General features: G+C 53.1%; 21 protein-coding genes. 12 read left to right on the forward strand and 9 right to left on the reverse strand.

Features of this window, described 5'->3' with window-relative positions; translation table 11 throughout:
- The first annotated feature begins 224 nt into the window (after positions 1–224).
- Positions 225–1,523, forward strand: a complete 1,299-nt coding sequence (gene ctpC, locus CKL79_RS05565) for a carboxyl-terminal processing protease CtpC (protein ID WP_121968598.1) — start codon at positions 225–227, stop codon at positions 1,521–1,523.
- Between the two features lie 93 nt (positions 1,524–1,616).
- Here the strand turns inward: ctpC and CKL79_RS05570 are convergent, their stop codons facing one another.
- From CKL79_RS05570 to CKL79_RS05585, 4 genes are all read right to left on the reverse strand, one after another.
- The gene (locus CKL79_RS05570; protein WP_240518688.1) at positions 1,617–1,805 is read right to left on the reverse strand and encodes a hypothetical protein; all 189 of its coding nucleotides are present in this window, start codon (positions 1,803–1,805) and stop codon (positions 1,617–1,619) included.
- A gap of 85 nt (positions 1,806–1,890) precedes the next feature.
- Positions 1,891–3,234, reverse strand: a complete 1,344-nt coding sequence (locus CKL79_RS05575; protein WP_346427047.1) for an MFS transporter — start codon at positions 3,232–3,234, stop codon at positions 1,891–1,893.
- Positions 3,235–3,459: 225 nt separating this feature from the next.
- The gene (locus CKL79_RS05580) at positions 3,460–5,106 is read right to left on the reverse strand and encodes a hypothetical protein (RefSeq protein ID WP_121968600.1); all 1,647 of its coding nucleotides are present in this window, start codon (positions 5,104–5,106) and stop codon (positions 3,460–3,462) included.
- A gap of 133 nt (positions 5,107–5,239) precedes the next feature.
- Positions 5,240–6,934 carry a hypothetical protein gene (locus CKL79_RS05585; protein ID WP_121968601.1) on the reverse strand — a complete coding sequence of 565 codons (1,695 nt, stop codon included), beginning with the start codon at positions 6,932–6,934 and terminating at the stop codon, positions 5,240–5,242.
- A 228-nt stretch (positions 6,935–7,162) separates the two neighbouring features.
- On the opposite strand from CKL79_RS05585, the gene arsM reads away from it, so the two are divergent.
- Positions 7,163–8,125, forward strand: coding sequence for an arsenosugar biosynthesis arsenite methyltransferase ArsM (arsM, locus tag CKL79_RS05590; RefSeq protein WP_121968602.1), 963 nt, complete (start codon positions 7,163–7,165; stop codon positions 8,123–8,125).
- A complete protein-coding gene (locus tag CKL79_RS05595; protein WP_205879007.1) occupies positions 8,103–8,456 on the forward strand; it encodes a hypothetical protein in 354 nt (117 codons plus the stop codon). The genes arsM and CKL79_RS05595 overlap by 23 nt, the downstream gene beginning before the upstream one ends.
- 38 nt (positions 8,457–8,494) lie before the next feature.
- Here CKL79_RS05595 and CKL79_RS05600 read toward each other — a convergent pair whose 3' ends face one another.
- The 3 genes from CKL79_RS05600 to CKL79_RS05610 are packed head-to-tail and all read right to left on the reverse strand — an operon-like array spanning position 8,495 to position 13,289.
- Positions 8,495–10,159, reverse strand: coding sequence for an acetolactate synthase large subunit (locus tag CKL79_RS05600; protein WP_121968603.1), 1,665 nt, complete (start codon positions 10,157–10,159; stop codon positions 8,495–8,497).
- A gap of 5 nt (positions 10,160–10,164) precedes the next feature.
- Entirely contained in the window at positions 10,165–11,670 is a 1,506-nt protein-coding gene (locus CKL79_RS05605) for an NAD-dependent succinate-semialdehyde dehydrogenase (RefSeq protein ID WP_276299185.1), read from the reverse strand.
- Positions 11,667–13,289: an NAD(P)/FAD-dependent oxidoreductase gene (locus CKL79_RS05610; protein WP_121968605.1), complete on the reverse strand. Its 1,623-nt coding sequence runs from the start codon at positions 13,287–13,289 to the stop codon at positions 11,667–11,669. Before CKL79_RS05610 ends, CKL79_RS05605 begins: the two co-directional genes overlap by 4 nt.
- Before the next feature lie 167 nt (positions 13,290–13,456).
- On the opposite strand from CKL79_RS05610, the gene CKL79_RS05615 reads away from it, so the two are divergent.
- The 5 genes from CKL79_RS05615 (at position 13,457) to CKL79_RS05635 (ending at position 17,892) form a co-directional block, all read left to right on the forward strand.
- Entirely contained in the window at positions 13,457–13,612 is a 156-nt protein-coding gene (locus tag CKL79_RS05615; protein ID WP_346427046.1) for a LuxR C-terminal-related transcriptional regulator, read from the forward strand.
- 333 nt (positions 13,613–13,945) lie between these two features.
- Positions 13,946–14,713, forward strand: a complete 768-nt coding sequence (locus CKL79_RS05620) for a hypothetical protein (protein WP_141242157.1) — start codon at positions 13,946–13,948, stop codon at positions 14,711–14,713.
- A 196-nt stretch (positions 14,714–14,909) separates the two neighbouring features.
- A complete protein-coding gene (locus CKL79_RS05625) occupies positions 14,910–15,248 on the forward strand; it encodes a P-II family nitrogen regulator (RefSeq protein WP_121968607.1) in 339 nt (112 codons plus the stop codon).
- A 113-nt stretch (positions 15,249–15,361) separates the two neighbouring features.
- A complete protein-coding gene (locus CKL79_RS05630; RefSeq protein ID WP_121968608.1) occupies positions 15,362–16,699 on the forward strand; it encodes a folylpolyglutamate synthase/dihydrofolate synthase family protein in 1,338 nt (445 codons plus the stop codon).
- Positions 16,700–16,788: 89 nt separating this feature from the next.
- Entirely contained in the window at positions 16,789–17,892 is a 1,104-nt protein-coding gene (locus CKL79_RS05635) for an SGNH/GDSL hydrolase family protein (RefSeq protein WP_170943983.1), read from the forward strand.
- 31 nt (positions 17,893–17,923) lie between these two features.
- On the opposite strand, the gene CKL79_RS05640 is transcribed toward CKL79_RS05635, so the two are convergent.
- On the reverse strand, positions 17,924–18,289 hold the full coding sequence (locus CKL79_RS05640; protein WP_121968610.1) for a DUF4864 domain-containing protein: 366 nt from the start codon (positions 18,287–18,289) through the stop codon (positions 17,924–17,926).
- Positions 18,290–18,522: 233 nt separating this feature from the next.
- Between CKL79_RS05640 and CKL79_RS05645 the strand changes: the two genes are divergently transcribed.
- The 4 genes from CKL79_RS05645 (at position 18,523) to CKL79_RS05660 (ending at position 22,332) form a co-directional block, all read left to right on the forward strand.
- Positions 18,523–19,512 carry an ATP-binding cassette domain-containing protein gene (locus CKL79_RS05645; protein ID WP_121968611.1) on the forward strand — a complete coding sequence of 330 codons (990 nt, stop codon included), beginning with the start codon at positions 18,523–18,525 and terminating at the stop codon, positions 19,510–19,512.
- Positions 19,513–19,550: 38 nt separating this feature from the next.
- Complete coding sequence (locus CKL79_RS05650; RefSeq protein ID WP_121968612.1) at positions 19,551–20,339, forward strand: ABC-2 family transporter protein; 789 nt, start codon at positions 19,551–19,553, stop codon at positions 20,337–20,339.
- 412 nt (positions 20,340–20,751) lie between these two features.
- The gene (locus tag CKL79_RS05655) at positions 20,752–21,456 is read left to right on the forward strand and encodes a sigma-70 family RNA polymerase sigma factor (RefSeq protein ID WP_121968613.1); all 705 of its coding nucleotides are present in this window, start codon (positions 20,752–20,754) and stop codon (positions 21,454–21,456) included.
- Between the two features lie 93 nt (positions 21,457–21,549).
- Positions 21,550–22,332: an ABC transporter permease gene (locus tag CKL79_RS05660; RefSeq protein WP_121968664.1), complete on the forward strand. Its 783-nt coding sequence runs from the start codon at positions 21,550–21,552 to the stop codon at positions 22,330–22,332.
- Here CKL79_RS05660 and queF read toward each other — a convergent pair.
- Positions 22,329–22,745, reverse strand: a complete 417-nt coding sequence (gene queF, locus CKL79_RS05665) for a preQ(1) synthase (RefSeq protein WP_121968665.1) — start codon at positions 22,743–22,745, stop codon at positions 22,329–22,331. The two genes, CKL79_RS05660 and queF, sit on opposite strands and share 4 nt — an antisense overlap.
- Positions 22,746–22,893: the final 148 nt, after the last annotated feature.

Raw genomic sequence — 22,893 nt, forward strand, 5'->3', positions numbered from 1 at the left:
CCAAGTGACTCGCGCTACCCAAATGCATCCGGGTAACGCTATATGTTCGCTTAGAAAACTGGTCTAAACCCCAGATAATAAGCCTTGACTTTGTCTTACCTTATATACTTAAGTACATCCTTTAAACGAGCGAGGTATCTCTTTACCCTAAGCTCAGACTACTAATAAGGGGTGTGTGCTAAATTGGGCATATTGATGTCCTCCTCACAGGATTCTTAATCTTTATGGCAGTTACCAAGCGCGGTCTTATCCTTGGAGCAACCGCATTAGCGAGTGTCGCCGTCGTCGTTACAGGCACCGGTATTCACCTGGCCGATGGCCAAGCATTCTTTAAGGAAAGCCCCAAAGAGCTGATCGACGAGGTCTGGCAGCTCATCGATCACGAATATGTCGATGGGTCATTTAACTCCGTTGACTGGGAGGGCGTTCGGACGACATATCTCAACCGCACCTACACGGACCAAGAAGAAGCTTACACAGCTGTGCGCGAGATGCTAGAGCAGCTTGAAGATCCCTACACCCGGTTTATGGATCCTCAAGAATTTAGCAACATGCAAATCGACACCTCGGGCGAGCTGACCGGGGTCGGTATTCAAATCACTCAAGAAGAAGAAACCAAAGAAATAGTCGTCGTTTCACCGATTGCGCAAACGCCCGCTTACGAAGCCGGACTGCTCTCTGGCGATGTGATTACCGCTATCGATGGGCAAAGCACTGAGGGTATGGCGCTGAGCGACGCAGTCAACCTGATTCGCGGGCCGGTTAACTCGCAGGTACAGATCTCGGTCAATCGTGACAGTCGTCCGATGGAGTTTGAGCTTACGCGGGCACGCATCGAAATTCATCCGGTTGAATACTCTGTAGAGACTGGACCTGAAGGGTCGGTGGGCTATATTCGCCTGACGCAATTTAGTGCTAACGCTGCGGCTGAAATGCGCGAGGCGATTCAGTCGCTAGAGAAGCGTGATGTGACTGGCTACGTGCTTGACTTGCGCTCTAACCCGGGCGGCCTGCTCTTCTCCAGTATTGACATTGCTGAGATGTGGATAGAAGAAGGCACTATCGTCTCGACGGTAGATCGCAATTCGATAAGCGATGAAGAGGTGGCGCACAATCAGGCGCTGACTGACCGGCCCCTGGTGGTGCTGGTTGACGGCGGCTCAGCGAGTGCCAGTGAAATACTCTCTGGCGCACTGCAAGACAATAATCGAGCTACGCTGGTTGGTACCCAAACCTTTGGTAAGGGATTAGTACAGTCGGTTCGCGGCCTGGCAGACGGCTCGGGTGTAGCGGTCACCATTGCCAAATACCTGACGCCAGACGGTCGAGATATCAATAAGCAGGGCATTGAACCTGACTTTGTCGTGGAGTTAACCGAAGAACAGCGCGACATGCTCGCAGAAGATCGCGAGAAGATTGGCACACCAGAAGATCCGCAGTACGCTAAAGCGCTGGAAGTGCTTACCGACTCTATTCGCGCTCAGCGACAGTCGGCTAGTGCTGTAGGGACTGCTAGGCAGTAGTTGCTTTTAGTGGGTAGTACGCAGTAGGCAGTAAATAGTAACCAGTAGAGTTCCCTCTACTGGTTCACTTTCAGGTTTACCTTTTAGATAGGGCTAGCTGGGCTGACATTTTCCTGCTCTAATCAGGCCGACGCGCTTGGCAATGGCCTGACTTTGCGTTTCAAAGGGTCCCCAGCGCTCTGAACCTTTATCCTCTGAAGTTTCTAGCGCCTGCGCGGAGACAATTTCGCACTGTTGAGAGGCTTGTTTGACGATGTACCAGTTTTCTTCAGGGGGCATCATGCTGGGTTCTTTTTCTGTGGGGATATTCAGACAGCTCTACTATTTACTTTTAGCAGAGTTTGATAGGGCTTTCTAGAGATCTGTGCTATTTGTGACTGGGCGATAGGCTATAGCTGAGGGCAGTGCGTAGGCTGTAGGTGATGATGGCGGCAAGTATGCAGATCAGGGCGAGCGATCGCAGTAACCCAGCCAACCCAATACTCTCTTGCAATACAGGTAAACCCAAGGCCCCCAGTACCGCACCTGACTTAGCAACAGCACCCGCTAACCCGGCTCCGCTTGCTCTAATGGCCGGAGGAAACACCTCACCCGACAGTAGAAACGTCGTAGAGTTAGGCCCTAGATTCATCATCAGATTGAACACGATAAAGCCAGTGAACAGTAGGCCGATCTGCGTCGAGCCCGCAAAGGAGAGCAAACAAAGACCTGCTGCCATTCCCATAAACCCCCCTATCTGTAAAGGAATACGGCCCACCCGGTCAACCAACAGCACGGCTATCAAAAAGCCAATCACTAAAAACACGTTGACCATTGCCGCCCCCCGTGCCGAGGCCATCTCCTGCATCAGCAGACTGCTCTCTTGAGAAAAGGCCAGGGTGGCGATGATCGTCGGCGTGAAGATGCCGATGCCGTAAGTGGCGATATCTTGTAGAAACCAGGGAATAGCGGCCAGTGCCGTTTGGCGACTGTAGGCAGGTGAGAACAGATCGCCATAGCCCAGAGTTTTTGAAGTATCCGCCTGCTCACCGGCTTCTTGAGGAGCATCGGGTTTGAGAACAATAGATTTCTCTAACAGCTGAGAAGCCGCCTCAGACGCGGCTGCATACTCTCCTTTTGCCAGATAGTAGCTAGGGCTTTCTAATAAAAACAACAGCCGCAGTCCGCCGACTAAGATAGATAAAGCAATGCCGACACCCAGCATCCACCGCCAGGCATAGCCAACTGCCAGATCTGGCGCGGTCTGTTGAAAGGCCCAGATAATCGCCCAGCCGACCAGTGCGCCCAGCAGCGCCCCTACCGACTGAAAGCTGAACGCGCCAATCACCATGCGACCGCGCAGCCGAGCGGGCATATTTTCGGTAATGTAGGCGACGCTAATTGGGTAGTCTGCGCCAATGCCAACGCCGACTAAAAAACGAAAAATCAACAGCGACCAGGCATTCCATGCTAGCGCTGTCGCGGCTGAGGCGACGATAAACAGCCCGATGTCGACTACCAACATGCGCTGACGGCCCACTTTATCGGTGACGGGGCCAAGGGTGAGTGAGCCGATGAGCGCGCCGACTAGCGCGGCAGTGGCGATCGCCCCCACCCACCCCGTATTCAGGCCAAAGTCTCTTTGAATAAGCGGCATCGCCACACCGATGACAAAAAAGTCGAAGCCGTCTAGCGCAATCAGCCCAGCAGAGAGAATCCACAGCATCCACATCGGGCGAGTGAGAGGGGCGCTGTCAAGCTCAGCCTGAAACTGCGCTTCTAGATCATCTGTTTCTAAATGAGCCGACGCTGGCGAGTCTGTCTTTACAGCGGCAGGGTCTAGAGACATAGCATAAGTGACTAATCGACAGTTCCCTGAGCATAGAGGGCGCTTGTCACCCGCCAAACTACCTGTGGAGATAACTGGCGTCATGTCTCCATGAGCGTATCAGCCCCATTATGAACCTTCCGATGAGACATCAACGACGGAATTGAGCGGGTTAGGACTCACAGTCGCGGGCGGTGTCGTCGGGACGACTTTTGGGTAAACCTCCAGGCTGTCACCTTCTACCCAGCCAGAGTAATAACGGACTTGAGTACTTTCTTCTGTCAAGAGAAGCAGATCAAAATCGCCTCGGATGGCGTCAGCGTCTTGCGTAATGCCGATGGGTTCATCAGATGAAGTGAGTCCGTAGGGGCCACCACCGAACAGACTGAGGGAGACTTCGTCGAGACCGCGCACGAAGCGATCGCCATTCCAATGCCACTGTCGCCCAGCCCAGAAAATAGAGTTTTCTTCAGATGAGCCGAATGCCACTTCGTTTATCTGATAGCCACCGGGCACTAGCTGCGTCTCAAATCCCGGCTCGTAGACCACTTCATAGCGAAGCTTACTCAGCTCGCCGTCTCGGGTATATGCCTGGCTGAGCCACAGCACTTCAACCTCGGATTGGGTGAGTGTGGTAGCGGATTCATCGGCTAGAAAGCTGGGGTACAGATCTACGCCCGTTGCCGGTAAGCTTGCCGTAGCCGTAAACTGCCAGCAGTTCCAGCTTTCGGCATCGTCGGGCGTTTGCCACGGCACCTGACAGACGCCGTTACCCGTACCTACCCAGAGTGAGTCGCCCGCGACGGCTAGCTGAAAGGGAATAGCACCCACCATTGGGCTGTTGCTGACGGTGTAGGTCGTCAGGTTTTCAGTAGTTGGTTTGTAAGCTACCAGGCCGTGGGCGGGGATGTAAGGATTGCCTTCACCCGCGATTTGAGTGCCAAGCCATAGCGTCGGGTCTTCGGGGCTGCCAGTGGCGGCGATCGCATTAAACTGATCGCCCTGAATCTGATCGGGCTGTTGAACGGTCAGATCACCAGTTCCGGTGCGGTAGCGTATCAGGCTGGCAAAGCCGCTGTTACCCTCGCCCTGTTCGGCAGTGGCAGCTAGCCAGATGTCATCACCCACAGCGACAGCCCCAGCGATTCGAGGCGGTCCGAGGGAGGCTCCTAAATCGGCAGCTTTCAGGTCTTCTAAAGTGTAGAGCTGACGGTCGATAGTGATGCCATCAGGCGTTTTTAGCTCAAAGTGTACGGCGTTGTCTCCGTCAGAGCGATCAACGGGTGGTGACACTGCGGATGGATCTGACTCGGAGCGAATCTGCTCGTCGAGCCAATCAGCCTGTAGCCGAATGCGGTATTGGTAGGGCTCTCCGTTGACTTCGATAGTTTTGTAGGTAGGGTTGGCCATCTCCTGTAAGAGGCTGCTGTAGCTATCTTCCTCTGGCACAGCTTCGGTAGAGGTGATTGACCAGGTGGAATCGCCCTGACAAAAAGAGAACGTGTAGTAAGGTGTTTTGACTGCAATAATACCATCGGTAATTTCGATGCTCTGCGGTCTGAAATTAAACTGCTCGTAGGCGGGTTGATTTTCTCGTGTGGTCAGCGGTGAAGGGGCATCGGGAAGATCGCAAGTTACTGGCGCTGAGGAGTCAGTAGCTGTGTCACTCACCGTTTCAGCTTCAGGGCTGGCTGCTGGCGTACTTGTACTTGGCACCTGGCAAGCCCCTAGCAGCCAAAGCAGGCTCACAGCAGCCAGTAGATTTCGATTTTGCATGGGATGTTGTCGCCGCTGTCGGTCAGGTTAAAACAAACCGAGATGCGGTTCTGATAGTCTTCTGTTGTGATCCTAACGACCCATTCAAAAACTGTAGTCTAAGCTACTGACACCTGACAGATTGGCTTCTGCTCTAAGGCCCTTGATTTTGAGGTAAGTCAGCTGCCATCTTAGTGAGCGGATTGGGCGCTGCTTTATCAGGAGGCGTGACGGCGATAAGCTTGGGATAAATTTCCAGTTCAGCGCTCTCTATCCAGCCAGAGTAGTAGCGTACTTTGGTCGCTTCCTGACTCAGACTCAGCAGATCAAAACTGCCGCGAATGGCGCTGTGATCAAACGCCAGGCGGTCGTCATCAGTCGATGAGACCAGGCCATAGGGGCCACCGCCTACCAGGTTTAGGGCGACTTCATCAAAGCCGCGCACGAAGCGATCGCCCTCCCAGTGCCACTGCCGTCCCGGCCAAAAAATCGGCTCTCCTCGAACCGCTCGCTGAGCCACCGGATTAGCCACCCGATAGCCGCCCTGAGAGAGCTGCGCCTCAAATCCTGGTTGATAAGCGACTTCGTATCGAATGGGCTCTGTATTAGCCTGATCAGGCTGATCCGACTGAGCTTGTTCGGCCCAGAGCACTTCTACTGCGGATGCGCTCAGGGTGGCAGCGGGCTCGGTTGCGAGAAAAGTGGGATAGATCTTTGCCCCCTCTGCCGGTAGGGTGGCTGTGGTCGTGGTCTGCCAGCAGCGCCAGCTTTTGGCCTGATCGACGGTTTTCCATCGCACCTGACAGATGCCGTTGCCAGTCGCTACCCACAGTGACTCGTTAGCGACTGTCAGCTGATGTGGAATCGCTCCCACCAGAGAACTGTTGGTGACGGTGTAGCTTTTGAGTTTTTTGGTTTTGGGTTGGTAGGCAACCAGGCCATTAGCGGGTAAGTAAGGATTGCCTTCACCTGCGCGCTGCGTGCCTAGCCAGAGTATTGGGTTTTTGGGATTGCCGGTGGCGGCGATCGCCGTAATCTGGTCGCCTTGAATGTCTTCGGGCTGATCAACAGTCAACTCGCCCGTATCGGAGCTGTAATGTAGCAGACTGGCAAAGCCACTATCGCCTTCTCCCTGGCTAGTCGTCGCTGCCCACCAAATTGTTTTTCCGGTGACTATCGAGCCTGCAATCTCGGGCGTCCCTAAGCTGGCACCAAGCTGAGCCTCTCGCAATTCGGCTAACGTATAGAGCTGACGGCTGATAGTCTCGCCATCGGGCGTTTTTAGCTCAAAGTACACGGCGTCATCGCCTTCGTCATTGGATGCAGCAGCGGGATCGGTTGCTGAATTCAGTTGTTCGGTGAGCCAGTCGGCTTCTAGTCTGATCCGATATTCGTAAGTCTCACCATTCACCTCTAGTGTTTGATAGGCGGGGTTGGCTAGCTCTGCCAGGAAGCGCTCGTAGTCAAAGTCTTCTTCTGTGGTGGGTTCAGTTGAGGTGATGCGCCAGGTGCTATTCCCTTTGCAAAGAGAGAATGTGTAGTAAGGCGTTTTGACCGCTACGTTGCCGTTGGCGATCGCCATCGCTTCAGGCTGAAAATTGAACTGTTCGTACACCGGCATATCGGCGGGTGTGGCTAGAGGGGAAACGGTGGGTTCAGGGCGATCGCAATCGGCAACGGCCAAACTGACATCTGGGTCAGTTTCAGTCTCGGGCGGGGTAGCGCTAGGTGTCGGCGCGGGGGTCGCCACTTCAGGACTCGCCACCTCAGGCTCTACAGGCGTTCGCGTCTGACAAGCGCCCAGCACCCACAGCAGGCTCACAGCAGCTATCAGGGTTTGAGTTCGCATAGGTCAGCCACCGTATCAGCTAGTTTGAAGCAAACCAGCACAGTCCTCTGTGAAAAGTTTTTCTACTTCAATGATATCGACCGGCCTCACAATCACCTAATGCCCAATCATCTAATGAGGGAAAAATCTCAGCGATAACTCAGTGATAGATTCTAAAATAAAACCTCACAGCCAGACTGCCAGGACAGATTGGCCATCATCCACCCACGTATCCCCCACGAGGACATTTTGAGCTATCTAGAAACCGTTGCCGACTTTTATACAGAAGTTGCTGAAACCCCTGACGTTGGGCTTTGCTGCGTGCAGAGCACCCCTCTAAAAATGCCGGGACTCACTGTCCCTTGTCAGATGCAGGAAATGAACTATGGCTGCGGTACGACCGTTCATCCGGCTGAGCTGACGGGTGACCCGACGGTGCTGTATGTCGGCGTGGGCGGTGGTTTGGAGGCGCTCCAGTTTGCCTATTTTTCTCGTCGGGCTGGTGCGGTTGTCGCCGTTGACCCGGTTGAGTCTATGCGGGCGGCGGCAGTGCGTAATTTGGCGATCGCTGCTGAGCAAAATGACTGGTTTGACCCTGCCTTTGTCAGCATTCAGGCCGGTGATGCTTTTAATTTGCCGATGCCCGATAATTCGGTAGATGTAGTGGCTCAAAACTGCCTTTTTAATATCTTTGAGCCGGAAGACCTTGCCAAAGCTTTGGCCGAAGCCTACCGGGTGCTCAAGCCCCGAGGCCGTCTGGTGATGAGCGATCCCATTGCGACTCGCGAAATTCCGGCACATTTGAAAAAGGATGAGCGACTGCGGGCGATGTGTCTGTCAGGCGCGCTCACCTACGAAGGCTATACCCAAAAAATCGTCGATGCGGGGTTTGGTCAGGTTGAAGTCAGGGCTCGTCGTCCTTATCGCTTACTTAACGCGAAAACCTATCAGATGGATAAGGACCTGATGTTGGAAAGCTTAGATTCTGTTTCCTTTAAAGTGCCCGTTCCGGCGGATGGGGCCTGCATCTTTACTGGGAAGATGGCTGTTTATGCCGGTGATCAGCCCTATTTTGACGATGGTGACGGCCACATTCTACAGCCGGGTTTGCCGCTAGCGATTTGCGACAAAACGGCGAATGCTCTAGCAGCCTCTGACGAGGTTACCGTTACTGACTCTAGCTGGTACTATGACGGCGGTGGCTGCTGCTAAAGATATCTCTTACCGTGCTGACACTCAGCAGATAATGATGACCAGAAACGTTGCCATTCTCATTTTCAATGACGTTGAAGTTTTAGACTTTGCTGGCCCTTTTGAAGTGTTTTCAGTCACAGGGAAGCGAGATGGCAGCAATCCTTTTAATGTCTGTACCGTTGCTGAGTCTGCGACTATTTTGGCTCGGAATGCGCTGACCATCAACGCTCACTATATGCTGCACGACTGCCCGCCGCCTGACATTTTGGTTGTGCCGGGCGGGGGCGGCTACCGGGCTGATGGCACGCCGTATGGCACTCGTACTGAAAGTGGTCACTGCTTAGAATAGCGCTGCCTTGTATGGGTACGGCTAGTTTCTACGCCTCCCTAACTCGGCAATGGACAACTGAGCCCTTGAGACTGTTTGCTAAACAACAGATTCTCTCGATAGTCAATTGGGCAGTCAATCACAGCAGGAACATTCTGTTCTAACGCTTCTTTGAGCGTAGGCACAAAGTCTTCTGCTGATTTGATGCGGTAGCCTTTCAGGTTCATACTTTCGGCAAATTTTACAAAATCAGGATTGTTGAACTTAATGTAAGAAGACTCGTGGTAATGAGATTCTTGCTTCCATTCGATCAGGCCGTAACCACCGTCATTGAAGATAATGGTGACAAAGGCGGTGCTGATGCGGTGGGCGGTTTCTAGCTCCTGGCAGTTCATCATAAAGCCGCCGTCTCCGGTGACAGCGACTACTTTACGAGAAGGATGCACGAGTTTGGCTGCGACGGCTCCTGGGATGGCGATTCCCATTGAGGCAAATCCGTTGGAAATCAAGCAGGTATTGGGCCGAGCGCAGTGGTAGTGGCGGGCAATCCACATTTTGTGCGCACCCACATCGGAAATCACAATGTCTTCAGGATCGAGCACCTGGCGCAGGTCGTACAGCAGCTTTTGAGGCTTGATCGGGAAGCCCGTATCGGTAGCGTATTTTTCGTAGTCGGCCTGCATTTCGGCGCGAAGACTGGCGAAGGGAGTGCCGATAGTGTGCGGCTGATTGGTATCACTTTGGGGGCGATGGATGCGTTTGCCAATTTCGTTGAGCGCGTCAGAGATATCGCCCAGCACTTCTACGGTGGGAATGTAGCTGCTGTCAATTTCAGCCGGAGTGACGGCGATATGCACAATCGGCAGGTCGCCCTGAGGATTCCACTTTTTAGGGCCATATTCAATCAGGTCGTAGCCGATCGCAATAATCAGATCGCTTTCATCGAGGGCGCAAGCAATGTAGTCTCGCTGCTGCAGTCCAACGGTCCAGAGCGATCGCTCATCTCGATAGTCAATCACCCCCTTGCTCATAAAGGTATTGGTCACCGGAATATTTAGCGCCCTAGCAAAGCGAGTAATGGCCTCGCTGGCCCGATTGCGAATCGCCCCATTACCAACCAAAATCATGGGGTTGCTGGCCTGGGAAATCGCGATCGCCGCCCGCTGTAAACTCTCCACAGATGCCACCGGAATCGTCGGCGGATCGGCCCGCAGGGGGGCTCCTTCAGCCGTCATCTCAGCAATATTTTCGGGCAGGTCAATATGCACCGCCCCAGGCAGTTCGCTCTGCGCTAGCTTAAAGGCCTTACGCACAATCTCGGGCGTATTGCTGGGCCGTACAATCTGCTTATTCCACTTGGTAACCGGCGCAAACATAGCGACCAAATCTAAATATTGGTGAGATTCGATATGCATCCGATCAGTGCCCACCTGCCCGGTAATCGCCACCAGCGGTGCCCGGTCTAAGTTAGCATCGGCGACGCCGGTCATCAGATTGGTCGCGCCTGGCCCGAGCGTCGAAAGGCAGACGCCCGCTTTGCCGGTGAGCCGCCCGTAGACATCGGCCATGAAGGCTGCGCCCTGCTCATGACGAGTGGTAATGAACTGGATAGAAGATCGTTTGAGCGCCTGGAGAAAATGCAGGTTTTCTTCGCCGGGTAGGCCGAAGATGTATTTCACACCTTCGTTTTCCAGGCAGCGGACGAGGAGTTCGGCGGTGTTCATGCGTTCTATTTAACCCAGACGGTTTTGGCATTGACAAACTCTAGCAGGCCGTAGCGGGCAAGTTCGCGGCCATAGCCAGACTGCTTGATGCCACCAAAGGGCAAGCGCGGGTCAGATTTTACCAGGCCATTGATAAAGACAGCCCCGGCTTCTAGCTCGTTAATTAGCTGCTGCTGCTCGGTTTCATCAGTAGTCCAAGCGCTGGCTCCCAGGCCAAACGCGGTGGAATTTGCCAGGGCGATCGCGGCCTCAATATCCGGCACCCGAAAAACCAGCGCCACCGGGCCAAAGAACTCTTCCTGATCGGCTGGCGTGCCAGGAGGGATGCTGGTGAGAATCGTGGGCGGGTAAAAATTGCCAGCTTGCAGCCGGTCGGATAACTGCTGCTTCAGCGCTTCAAAATCGCCGCCAACCAAGACAGTTGCCCCTTGATCGATGCAGGCTTGCACCTGCTCGTGCAAATCTTCCAGAATGCCAGGCGTTGCCAGTGGCCCGATGTCGGTCTCAGGATCTAGCGGATCGCCTATGGTCTGCTGAGCAAATTTTTCGGCGAGCCCTTGCTCAAAAGCATCGGCAATATCGCCAACCAAAATGAATCGCTTGGCTGCAATGCAAGACTGGCCATTGTTCAGCAGGCGGGCGGTGGTAGCAGTGGCGATCGCACTCTCCAAGTCGGCACTCGGCAGCACAATAAACGGATCGCTCCCCCCCAGCTCCAGCACCGCTTTTTTGATATGGCGGGCGGCAGTAGCGGCGACGGCGGCACCCGCAGGGCCACTGCCCGTCAGCGTGACGGCCTTAACTCGCTCATCAGCAATCATCGCCTCTACCTGATCTGCGCCGATTAGCAGGGTTTGAAACATCCCAGATGGGAACCCGGCAGTGGTGAAAATGTCGGCGATCGCCAGCGCCGACTGCGGCACATTAGAAGCGTGCTTCAGCAAAATAGGATTACCGGTCATCAGGGCCGGAGCCGCCGCCCGAAACACCTGCCAAAAGGGAAAATTCCACGGCATCACCGCCAGCAATATGCCGATTGGGAAAAACCGGACATAGCTGTGGCTAGCATCAGTGGTAGCGGATTCGTCTTGCAAAAAACCTTCGGCTTCGTCTGCGTAGTAGCGGCACACCCAGGCGCACTTTTCTACTTCGGCGATCGCGCTACTCAGCGTCTTACCCATCTCCAGGGTCATCAGTTTGCCCAGATCGGCTTTTTGGGCAGTTAGTTCTGCTGCGGCCTGGTGCAGCCACTGACGGCGCTGACTGAAACCCACCTTTTTGTAGTCAACAAACGTCGCCTGAGCCTGAGTCAGAGCCTGCTCTATTTGCTCGGCAGTCAGCGGTGAATAGGTTTTGAGCGTTTCCCCGGTGGCTGGATTAATGCTGGCGATCGCCATTGTTCCCTTCCTTACCCATTGGCTGTAACACTCTTCTTTTACTGTCGCTCCAAAGCAAAGGCAGTTAGGAGAAAACAGGGAATTTATTATAGGTTCGTATAGATTGTTTATCAATCGCGGCTGACCAAGCTCAGCGCAACTGCCTCCGCGACTTTAATCCCATCTACCGCTGCCGAGAGAATGCCGCCTGCATAGCCCGCCCCTTCTCCAGCCGGATAGAGCCCGATGGTGTTGAGGCTTTGATAGTTTTCATCGCGCTTAATGCGAATAGGAGAAGACGTTCTCGTTTCTACGCCAGTGAGGACCGCGTCGTGCATGGCAAAGCCTGGGATCTTTTGGGCAAAGGCAGGGATGGCTTCGCGAATGGCGGCGATCGCATAGTCTGGCAAACTCGTACTCAAATCGCCCAAATGCACCCCAGGCCGATAAGACGGCTTCACCGCTCCCAGCTCAGTCGAAGGCCGCCCCGCTAAAAAATCTCCCACGAGCTGCCCCGGTGCTTCGTAAGTACCGCCGCCTAGCTCAAAGGCCCGCGACTCTAACTGACGCTGAAGCGCAATGCCTGCCAGCGCATCATCCGGATAGTCAGCGGGCGTAATGCCGACCACAATGCCGCTATTGGCGTTTTTACCGCTGCGCTCATACTGGCTCATGCCATTAGTCACCACCCGTCCCGGTTCGGAAGTCGCTGCTACTACCTGACCACCCGGACACATGCAAAAGCTATACACCGAACGCCCATTGGTGCAGTGATGCACCAGCTTATAGTCGGCAGCGCCCAGCACCGGATGGCCCGCCTTTTCTCCAAAGCGGCACTGATCGATCAGTGGCTGCGGATGCTCTATGCGAAAACCCACTGAGAAGGGCTTAGGCTCAATGTAAACGCCCTGCTGCTGGAGCATCTCGAAGGTGTCACGGGCGCTGTGACCAACGGCGAGGATAACGCGATCGCTCCGAATAAATTCACCGCTCTCCAGGGTCACCCCTCGCACCCGCCGATTTTCTTGGGTGCCTTCTACCTCTACGGTCTCCACCCGATTTTGAAAGCGAATCTCGCCGCCTAGCGCCGTAATCTGATGGCGCATATTTTCAACAATCTTCACCAACCGGTAAGTGCCAATATGCGGCTTGCTAATATATAAAATCTCTGGCACCGCGCCGTGATTGACCAGCTCTGCGAGCACCTTACGCCCGTGATGGTCGTTGTCTTTGATCCGGCTATAGAGCTTGCCGTCTGAAAACGTACCGGCCCCGCCCTCACCAAACTGCGCGTTTGACTCAGGGTTAAACTTGCGCTTGCTCCAAAAGCCGAAGGTATCGACGGAGCGCTCATGTACGGCTTTGCCCCGCTCGACAATAATGGGCCGAAACCCCATCTGCGCCAGCAGCAGCCCAGCAAACATGCCACAGGGCCCGAGCCCAATCACTACCGGACGGGAGCCGTCAGCGAGTGTAGTAGGCGCTTGAGCTACATACCGATAGATCGTGTCAGGCGTCGGCAAAATTCGCGTATTTTTTTTGAACTGTTTGAGCAGCTGCTTTTGCTTTGGCGTCTCTATATCAAGCGTGTACACCAGAGAGATGGCATCGCGCTTACGGGCGTCATAACTCCGTTTAAAGACTTTGTAGCCCTGCAAATCGTTTGCAGAGAGCTTAAGCTTTTGAAGAATAGCTGCTTGCAAATCTTCCTCAGTATGATCGAGAGGGAGTTTGACTTCGGTGAGGCGCAGCATAGGCGAAAAGGTACGAGAGGCAGGATACGTAAAAAGCAGACGGTGTAAAAGACAGAGCGTGCAGGAAACAGGGCCAGACTGCCCGCCCTTCCATTTTCTCATAGCGCTTCAAATTCATGTTGCAATTCGGACGACTGGCCGCAGGCAATCCATAAACGATCTAAACTATGGCCCGAGCCATTCAGCTAAACAATGAAATCGCTGAGCAGCGCTATCTTTTAGAAGGGACGGTCAAAAATCACGTCACCAGCATTTTGAGTCGGTTAGGGCTGCGCGATCGCACCCAAGTTGCCCTGCTAGCCCAGTCCATACAGCGCCCCTGAATAGCCGCAAGATCGCATTACCCATCAAAAAAATTAAGCACGATCAATAGAAACGAAACAAAATAGGGTACAAATAGACAGCCATTCGAGCTGCCGCCTGCTAGAACCCTTGACTGCAATTTCTTCCCAATCGCCGAAAACATCCCAATATCTATCAAATTCCACCTTGACGAATGTCACCGATATTGCTCTAATTTGACTACTTATCCGGCACTCATCTGGCGTAATTTGTCAATTGAACGGTGCCTGAGCCCTCAGCGCTCATCACTGCATCGCCTGTCTCTTAAATAAAACCCAAGCAAGAAAAACCGAACCTAAACGACTCCCTTTCCTATGAAGCCTTCTCATCCCGCTGAATCTGCTCAGTCACCTCAGGCCCACTACGCTCCGTCTGTTCCGATGTCAGTGTATCGGGAGTTAGCGGCTGAGTTGAGAGCTGATAAAGCTGTGATCGATTCACTCAACAGCCGCAATCAGCTCCTCCAGCAGCAGAATCAACGCCTCAAGCAGGAAATTCACAGCGTTGTGCAGGCAACGCTGACTTTAGGCCAGTTTGCAGGCGTAGCCCGGCAGTCGTCTCCAGAAGGGTTTCCGAGTGCGATCGCGCCTGACACTTTGGCCAGACTGGTTCGCACCGAAGCCTCAGCCACGGATGCTGCCCTTCCAGAAGAAACGGGCTTATCGCTGTTAGATAGTCTTCAGTCAGAGACGATTACCGCCCAGACAGCACCGCCTGCGCCTGCCCGTCAGCGTGTGCCTCGGCCAATTTCACCTCAGTCGTCTTTACAGGCCGCGCCCTATCCGGCGATCGCACCGGCTCCCCAGCCCGCGAAGCGCCAACGCTCAGACCAGCCCGCCAAAAAGTCAGCCGGTCGTCAAGGCAGCCGCCGCACCGAATCGGTTTTGGGAATTGGCGCGCTAGCACAGAACGCTTCCAAACTATTTACTGAGAAATCTGGAGAATATCGTAGCTCTGCGCTAGATTCTCCAGAAAATAAGGAAATTAGCAGTATTTGGCTGGTATTGTCCATTATCTTGATAATTGTGACGGCTTTTGGCGCAGGGTTCTTAATCATGAAGCCACTGTTGAACGATCGCTAAAATCTCTTATGGTAGTAATGGATACAGAGCCGGGGGGTGAAACTTCTGGTATAGACTATGTAGCGCTACACCGATTCATCCAGTCTCATGCGAAAGCTAGTGCCTGAGCCATTTGCTCAAGCGATCGCACCTGAAGACCTGGTACAGCGCCGTAGCTATCCAAACGGGCCAATATTGGGAGAAATATATTTAAGCCATGAAAAGAGTTGAAGCTATTATTCGTCCCTTTAAGCTAGACGAAGTCAAGATTGCTCTCGTGAATGCGGGTATCGTAGGGATGACCGTTTCGGAAGTACGCGGCTTTGGTCGGCAGAAGGGGCAAACAGAGCGCTACCGGGGATCTGAATATACGGTGGAGTTTTTGCAGAAGCTGAAGCTAGAGATTGTCGTTGAAGACGCTCAAGTACAGATGGTGGTCGATAAGATCGTGGAGTCTGCTCGCACAGGCGAAATCGGCGACGGTAAGATATTTGTGAGCCCGGTTGATGAGATTGTGCGGATTCGGACGGGTGAGAAGAATTTGGAAGCGGTTTAGGAGACAGGAGTCAGAAGTCAGGAGTCAGAAGTCAGGAGTCAGAAGTCAGGAGTCAGTACCTGAACCGTTGGGGGGTAGCGAGAGCTATGCCCCTTTATTTTTAGGAGTTTTTTATGCAGACGCCTTCTGCGCCGCAGCCAACCATTCGGCAAAGGGTCGAAGCTCGTCTGGAAACCTACGCCCGCTTTGGTGTTGAATTGGGGCTAGATCAGATTAACAGCCTGCTAGCGGCGCTGGGCAATCTGCAGCAGCAGGTGCCGATTATTCACGTAGCAGGAACCAATGGTAAAGGCTCGGTTTGCGCGTATTTGTCTGCGGTACTTAGCGCTGCAGGCTACCGCACCGGTCGCTATACCTCACCTCATCTGGTGAATTGGACAGAGCGCATCTGTATAGACGGCGAGCCGATTAGCTGGGCAGATTTGCAGTCTAGCCTCGCAATCGTCGAGCAGGTGATTTCATCTGACGGCTCTACCCCCACACAGTTTGAAGTCTTCACTGCCGCCGCCTGGCAATACTTTGCCCAGCAGCAGGTTGATATTGCCGTGATAGAAGTGGGCCTGGGTGGTCGGCTCGATGCCACCAATGTCTGTGCAAACCCACTGGCTACGGTGATCGTATCTATTGGCCTTGATCACTGGCAGCGATTGGGGCCAACGCTAGCAGATATTGCCGGTGAAAAAGCTGGCATTCTCAAACCTGGCGTTCCGGCGATCGCTGGCCCTCTGCCACCAGCAGCGCAAGCTGTCATCACCACCCGCGCTGCCCAATTACAGGCCCCCCTGACTTGGGTTACACCGGCTGAAGTCGCTGTCGCAGCTGACAATTCTCTAGCGCCAGAACTAATTTATGACGGTATTCAATATCCTCAGGCCCTGCTCGGCGACCATCAGCGGGTAAACTCGGCCTGTGCGATCGCCACTCTCCAGATCCTCCGCGCCCAGGGCTGGCGTATTCCTGATGAAGCAATTGTCAGCGGCATGGCTCAAGTACAGTGGCCCGGACGCCTGCAAAAAGGGTGCTGGCAAGGCCACGAGTTGCTGATTGACGGGGCTCATAATGCTGACGCGGCGCGATCGCTCAGAGCCTATATCAACCGCACTTTTCCAAACCAGTCAATTACCTGGCTGATGGGCATGTTGGCAACTAAAGACCATGCTGACGTTTTTGAAGCGCTGCTGCGGGAGGGCGATCGCCTGCATCTGGTACCAGTACCCGGACATCTCAGCGCTGAACCCTCAGAACTCGCCGCGACAGCGAGGCAGATCTGCCCCAATCTTCAAGTGGCAACCGTTCACTTTGATCTCAAGGCAGGGTTGGCCGCTGCTGTTCAGACGGGCCCTGTGGTCTTATGCGGCTCGCTATATCTAATCGGCCACTTTTTTGAGAATTTTTCTGAGCACTTCACTGGCCTTCATTCGCCCTATATGAAATCTTCACAGACTTCATGAAGCTATTTGTGTTTTCACTTGAACTCCAGAGAAGCTGCTTCTATAAGGTAGGAGGTCTAAAAAATATAAAAAATGTAGGCAAAAACATTGTGAAAAAGTTTAGGAAAAAGCTGGCGATCGCCACCGGCACGATTGCCATCACGCTGCTGCCCCTTCAGGCTCTAGCCAAAGACTACAGCGCTCTAAATATTTTTGGCGATAGCCTGCTAGACGCTGGCAACCTATTTAACTTAACCGGCCTGCCCCCTTCGCCACCTTATGACCAAAAGCTCTCCAATGGTCCAGTCTGGGTAGAGCAGCTAGCTGTCGAACTCGATCTTGAGCCAGTGCTAGTCACTGAAGCCATCCCCAACTTGCTCAGGGGCAAAGTACCCACCGAAGGCATCAACTTCGCCTTGACCGGCAGTCTCAGCTCAGATGTCAACGTCGTCAGCCCTTTGCTGCCGGGCCTGCAGCAGCAGATCGAGACATTTGGCGGGCTAGCGACTTTCATACCCCCTAAGTCAGACGCGCTCTTTGTGCTGCTAGCAGGCGGCAATGACTATAACGAAGCTATCTTTAGACCCAGCTCAATAGATTCGGCTGCGCTGCCCAACCAGGTAACTGACAATCTTACCAATGCTGTCGCGGCGCTGATTGGCTCAGGGGCCAAGCAACTGCTGGTTAGCAACCTACCCAACTTAGGGCAGCAGCCCTTTGCTGACTTTCTCGATCAGGTCAATCCTCAAAGCTCTGCCCTGCTCACCAGCTTTTCCACCCAGCACAATCTGCTGCTAGACCAAAAGCTCACTGCCCTAGAGACGGCTTCTGGCGCTCATATTACCCAACTTGATCTAGACAGTCTTTTTGCCTCAGCCATTAGCAATCCGGGTGAATTTGGCTTTACCAACGTTGATGATGCCTGTCTGACTAATTTTCAGCCGGGATTTGTGTTTGAAGGGGTCTGCGATAATCCCGACGAGTTTTTATTCTGGGATAACGTTCATCCGACAACTCAAGCCCACGGCCTGATTGCGCAGCTAGCGCTAGAGACGCTGCATAAACAAGAACCCGGTGAAGGCGCTCAGAGCGTTCCTGAACCGAGCGGCACAGTTGGGCTGCTAGCGTTGGGCGGGGGCGCGATTCTCCGAAGGAGAGGCTTCGCCATCGCTGCCTATCGGTCACGCTCCAAATCGCGCAATCAGGCCATGTAGCTCGCCTGATCCGACACCTCCTCAACGGCTGTCAGTCTTCGTCGCCCATCGGTGTCAGATAGCAGCCCGCAATTTTCCAATCGCCCCTGGGCTGTTGCTGCATCATATAGGTCGCCCGAATCAGTTGGCCGTCTTGATCCATCAGCATCACCTGCTGCGAGGGTAAGCCGTCAATTTTTAGCAGCGCTTCAAAGACGACTGATCGCGGTCTATACACAGTCGGGTAGGCAGCTTCTACCATCCGCGCAAAATTTTCAGCCGTGCCAAACTGCCGCTGGATACCGGGGGCCGCCTGAGAAAAAGCCACCAGCACATTGTTCTGCTGAAAAGCCGTAATCTGCTGCTCAATCACTTGGCGAATGGCCTGTGAATCTGCCTGGGTGATGTCTTTATCCATGTTCTATGCTGCTATCTTAATCGCCTCTCCTCGCTGATGCTTTTATCATCGGACAACCGAAAGCCTCAGGCAGCAGCCCTCAGACAGAAAACTCATTAAAAAGGTAATGGTGACCTCAGACGGTTTAGCGATAGTATCTGACCGCTAAGTCGCCAAAGCTATATGCGCTGAGGTGATGCACTATAGAAGTAGGCTCTTAATTACAGCCTACAAACAGGGGCGAAGCACTTCGTATGCCGATTATCGATGTTCAAAATCTAGGTAAAGTTTACCCAGTGGCCGTCAAAGAACCCGGCATGAAGGGGACGCTGCGACACTTTTTCCGCCGAACCTATCGCAATATCGAAGCGGTTAAGCAAGTCTCGTTTGACATCGGAGCAGGTGAAATCGTCGGTTTTTTGGGTCCGAATGGGGCCGGTAAGACAACCACGCTCAAGATGCTCACGGGCCTGATCCATCCCTCTACCGGCAAAGTAAAAGTCGCTGGTTATCGGCCCTTTCAACGAGATTCCAAATTTCTGCGGCAGATCACGCTGGTCATGGGCCAAAAGCAGCAGTTGCTTTGGGACTTGCCCGCGCTCGACTCACTGCGGATAAATGCGGCTATTTACGATTTGACTGACGCTGAATTTCGTCAGCGCGTCGGTGAACTCGCAGACATGCTCTCAATTCAAGACCAGCTCAGACAGCCAGTACGCAAGCTCTCTCTCGGTGAGCGAATGAAGGCAGAGATGCTAGCGGCCTTGCTGCACCGGCCTCAGGTACTGTTTTTAGACGAGCCGACCCTCGGCCTCGATGTCAATGCGCAGGTAGCGGTTCGCAGCTTTTTGCAGGAATACAACCGGCGCTATGGGGCGACTGTCTTGCTAACCAGTCACTATATGGCAGATATCACGGCGCTGTGCGATCGCGTCTTAGTCATTCATCAGGGCAGCCTAATCTACGACGGCCTACTCGATGGCTTACTCACACAATTCGCCCCTTACCGCGAAGTCTCCGTCGAATTTGAGCGACATCAGTCAATTGATCGAGCAAGCCTCTCTCCCTACGGCGATCTTCAAAGCTTAAAAGGCGCTCAGGCAACTTTCCTAGTAAGCACAGATGAGCTAACCGCCACCGTCTCCCGACTGCTAAACGACTTAAAGATTCAAGATCTCACCATCACCGAGCCACCGATAGAAGATGTAATTGGCAAAGTCTTCCAAACTGGTGAACTAGGCTGAACCTTCCCCTTTTCCCTCTTTCTCTTTTTCCTCTCCCCATGCGCCGCCCCTTAAAAATCGCCCGCACACTCCTCTCGGTCTACTACGCCTACATGGCAGAATACCGGGCCGAACTAATCTTCTGGGTGCTCTCTGGCAGCTTTCCGCTGATCTTTTTGGGTCTATGGAATCAGGCTGCGCAGAGCAGTGATTTGGGCTTTACGCCGGCTGAATTTGCCCGCTATTTTTTAGCGGTCTTTCTCGCTCGCCAGTTTTCTGTGGTCTGGGTAATCTGGGATTTTGAAAAAGAAGTGGTTCAAGGTAAGCTCTCTCCCTTGCTCTTGCAGCCGATTGACCCAGTCTGGCGTCATTTCTTTGGGCACCTGGCTGAGCGCTTTACCCGGCTACCTTTCATTATGCTGCTGGTGGGTCTCTTTTGCCTGCTCTACCCAGAGGCGACCTGGATACCAACGCCCTATGCCTGCTTTTGGGGGTCGCTGACGCTGCTGCTCTCTTTTTTCCTGAGATTTCTCATTCAGTACACCTTTGCCATGCTTGCTTTTTGGGTAGAGCGCGCCACGGCTATTCAGCAGTTCTGGTTTTTGTTCTATACCTTTTTGTCGGGCATGATTGCCCCTTTAGAGCTTTTTCCGGCTGCTGTGCGAGAGTTTGCCCTGTGGACGCCTTTTCCCTACCTGGTTTATTTTCCGGCGAGTCTGTTGATTGGTCTACCGGTTGATCTTGGTAGGGGGTTGTTGACGATGGCGGTTTGGGGAGCGATCGCTCTAATTGTAAACCGCAGACTGTGGCGAGCGGGTCTCAAACATTACTCGGGTATGGGGGCATAGCGACTGAAAGAAGATTGTTTCGGTACCATTATTTACGTAATGTTGCCTCTTCCAAAAGTCAGATAAAAAACTGGCTGCAAAGCCGCGCTTCCCTTACCCTGTATAGCATCTGATAAGCTCGGTCGCAGTTTAGATATCACCGACTTTTAACACGCTAGTAATAATACGAACAAGATTAGGCTGTTTAGCTGATGTGCGGCTTCAGTAATATCTACTATGTTAACTGAAACAAAAACTTACATACATCGTTAAGTAATTGTCCGCACAGTCATTACAGTCGTTTCGCTAAATGCTCATCTTGCCAGGTGCCCGCTTTCTAAAGAACGGCCATCTCTAATGCAGAAGACCTTCTCGATAGACGAAGCCTTTTTCACAGAGTGCAGACGTATCTATAATTGAGTCCTGAGAATTAATGAGTAGCCTAGCTTCCTTAAACAAGACTGTCTCTCTTCACAAATCGCCTCAGCAGGTAATTAAATTACCGGCCTGTAGCCAGCATCCCATCTCCACTGCTAAAACTCCCTTAGCCCGCCTGTCTAATAGCGACCTGGTTCTCCGCTGCCAAAGCCAAATAGACAGAGACGGCAATGCTTTTGAAGAGTTGGTATCTCGCTATCAGCGCTACGTCGATAAGCTGCTCTATCATCTCGCCTCTGACTGGTCAGACCGATCTGACTTAGCTCAAGAAGTCTGGATTCGCGTTTATCGCAGCATCCCTCGGTTGAATGAACCCAACCGGTTTAAGAGCTGGCTCGGTCGTATTACAACCAATCTTTTTTATGATGAGCTACGCAAACGTAAGCGCTTTCGGGGGGCGATTTCGCTCGATGCACCCCGTTACTCTAGCGATGGACAGTACGACTGGGAACTCCCTTCAGGTGAGCCGACGCCTGCCGATATGCTCATGACTCAAGAGTTTCACGACCACCTCAAGCAGGCTATGGCAGAACTGCCCGAAGTTTTTCAAAAAACCATTGCTATGCGTGAGCTGCAGGGTCTCTCTTATGAGGAAATTGCTGACATCACCGGGGTTTCTCTAGGGACGGTCAAGTCTCGTATTGCCAGAGCTCGCCAGCGGCTACAGGAAAATCTGAAGGTTTATTTAAACGTAGGCTAAGCCATATGGCTGATATGCCATTTGGGAGTAGCCGGTTAAGACGCGATAAACTGAGAAGCGAACATCGGCATCAGCCATTAGAGCAATATGAGAGTGAGGCAATACCTGCGGGTGCTGCGACTGTTTTGGCAAGTGGCGATCGCTGCTGAGCTAGAGTACCGTATTAACTTTGTAATCTCGGTCATTAGCAGTCTAGGCGGGCTGGTAGGCAGTCTGTTTGGCCTGTTTTTGTTTTACCGCACTGGCTATACCTTTGATGGCTGGTCCTGGGAACAGGCGCTGGTCGTGTTGGGCATTTTCACTATTTTGCAGGGCGTTTCAGCCACTTTCTTAGTGCCCAACCTCAATAAAATTGTGGGGCATGTGCAGGAAGGCACTCTCGACTTTGTGTTGCTGAAGCCGATTAGCTCCCAATTTTGGCTGTCTACGCATACGGTCTCGCCCTGGGGTTTGCCCGATCTGATTTTTGGGGCGATTATTGTGTTTTATGCTGGCGGACATTTGGGGCTCGCACCAACGGCTTATTTAGCCATGCTGCCGCCGCTAGTGCTAGGGGTAATCAGTCTCTACAGCCTGTGGTTTATTTTGGGTGCGACCAGCATTTGGTTTGTCAAAATCTATAACGTGACGGAGGTACTGCGATCACTGCTAGAAGCCGGTCGCTTTCCGGTAGAGGGCTATCCTGCCGCCTACCGGGTTTTCTTTACCTTTATTATTCCGGTGGCTTTTCTCACGACCGTTCCGGCCCAGACGATGATTGGCCGCAGCGATTCTGGCTGGCTGTTGGGGTCGGCGCTACTGGCAGCCGTCCTTTTTCAGGTCTCCCGATGGTTTTGGCAGTTTGCGCTACGGTTTTACACCAGCGCCTCTAGCTAGCTCTGCGATTTATCTTTACGGTGAGACACTTCAATCACCGTATGGACGTTTCCTCGGGGCAAAAAGTCGCCTTTGATAGCCACTGAGAGCGGATCGCAAGCTGCAACAAAGTCATCCAGTATCAAGTTGATTGACTCTTCGTGAGAGATATTGCGATCGCGATAACTGTTGATATACAGCTTAATGGCCTTCAGCTCGACCACTTTTTGATCAGGCACATAGCTGATGTAAATCGTTGCAAAGTCTGGATAGCCAGAAAAAGGACACTTGCAGGTGAATTCGGGCAGCGTAATGCTGACGGTATAGTCCCGCCCCGGACGCGGGTTCGGAAATGTGATCAGCTCGCCTTCGGCGATCGCTCTTTCGCCGTATAGCAAAGGTTCTGACGGGTTAGTAGCCGGGTCTTGAGTCATCATATTCATAGCGGCAGTCTGGTCGGCCTTCTAGAATATCAAGCTTTGAGGTAATCCAACATATAGCGTTGGTCACTTGGCTTGAATACAGCAACGCAGGCAAAACCTTTGCATAACAACAGGCCAAGTGACTCGCGTCACCCGAATG

The organism is Leptolyngbya sp. BC1307, assembly GCF_002286735.1.
In the GTDB taxonomy this organism is placed as follows: Bacteria; Cyanobacteriota; Cyanobacteriia; order Phormidesmidales; family Phormidesmidaceae; genus Phormidesmis.

Excerpts from the sequence above, each read along its gene's own strand:
- ctpC (WP_121968598.1), top strand. The coding sequence starts at position 225 with ATGGCAGTTACCAAGCGCGGTCTTATCCTTGGAGCAACCGCATTAGCG.
- CKL79_RS05570 (WP_240518688.1), bottom strand. The coding sequence starts at position 1,805 with ATGATGCCCCCTGAAGAAAACTGGTACATCGTCAAACAAGCCTCTCAA.
- CKL79_RS05575 (WP_346427047.1), bottom strand. The coding sequence starts at position 3,234 with ATGTGGATGCTGTGGATTCTCTCTGCTGGGCTGATTGCGCTAGACGGC.
- CKL79_RS05580 (WP_121968600.1), bottom strand. The coding sequence starts at position 5,106 with ATGCAAAATCGAAATCTACTGGCTGCTGTGAGCCTGCTTTGGCTGCTA.
- CKL79_RS05585 (WP_121968601.1), bottom strand. The coding sequence starts at position 6,934 with ATGCGAACTCAAACCCTGATAGCTGCTGTGAGCCTGCTGTGGGTGCTG.
- CKL79_RS05595 (WP_205879007.1), top strand. The coding sequence starts at position 8,103 with ATGACGGCGGTGGCTGCTGCTAAAGATATCTCTTACCGTGCTGACACT.
- CKL79_RS05600 (WP_121968603.1), bottom strand. The coding sequence starts at position 10,159 with ATGAACACCGCCGAACTCCTCGTCCGCTGCCTGGAAAACGAAGGTGTG.
- CKL79_RS05610 (WP_121968605.1), bottom strand. The coding sequence starts at position 13,289 with ATGCTGCGCCTCACCGAAGTCAAACTCCCTCTCGATCATACTGAGGAA.
- CKL79_RS05615 (WP_346427046.1), top strand. The coding sequence starts at position 13,457 with ATGGCCCGAGCCATTCAGCTAAACAATGAAATCGCTGAGCAGCGCTAT.
- CKL79_RS05620 (WP_141242157.1), top strand. The coding sequence starts at position 13,946 with ATGAAGCCTTCTCATCCCGCTGAATCTGCTCAGTCACCTCAGGCCCAC.
- CKL79_RS05625 (WP_121968607.1), top strand. The coding sequence starts at position 14,910 with ATGAAAAGAGTTGAAGCTATTATTCGTCCCTTTAAGCTAGACGAAGTC.
- CKL79_RS05630 (WP_121968608.1), top strand. The coding sequence starts at position 15,362 with ATGCAGACGCCTTCTGCGCCGCAGCCAACCATTCGGCAAAGGGTCGAA.
- CKL79_RS05640 (WP_121968610.1), bottom strand. The coding sequence starts at position 18,289 with ATGGATAAAGACATCACCCAGGCAGATTCACAGGCCATTCGCCAAGTG.
- CKL79_RS05645 (WP_121968611.1), top strand. The coding sequence starts at position 18,523 with ATGCCGATTATCGATGTTCAAAATCTAGGTAAAGTTTACCCAGTGGCC.
- CKL79_RS05650 (WP_121968612.1), top strand. The coding sequence starts at position 19,551 with ATGCGCCGCCCCTTAAAAATCGCCCGCACACTCCTCTCGGTCTACTAC.
- CKL79_RS05655 (WP_121968613.1), top strand. The coding sequence starts at position 20,752 with ATGAGTAGCCTAGCTTCCTTAAACAAGACTGTCTCTCTTCACAAATCG.
- queF (WP_121968665.1), bottom strand. The coding sequence starts at position 22,745 with ATGACTCAAGACCCGGCTACTAACCCGTCAGAACCTTTGCTATACGGC.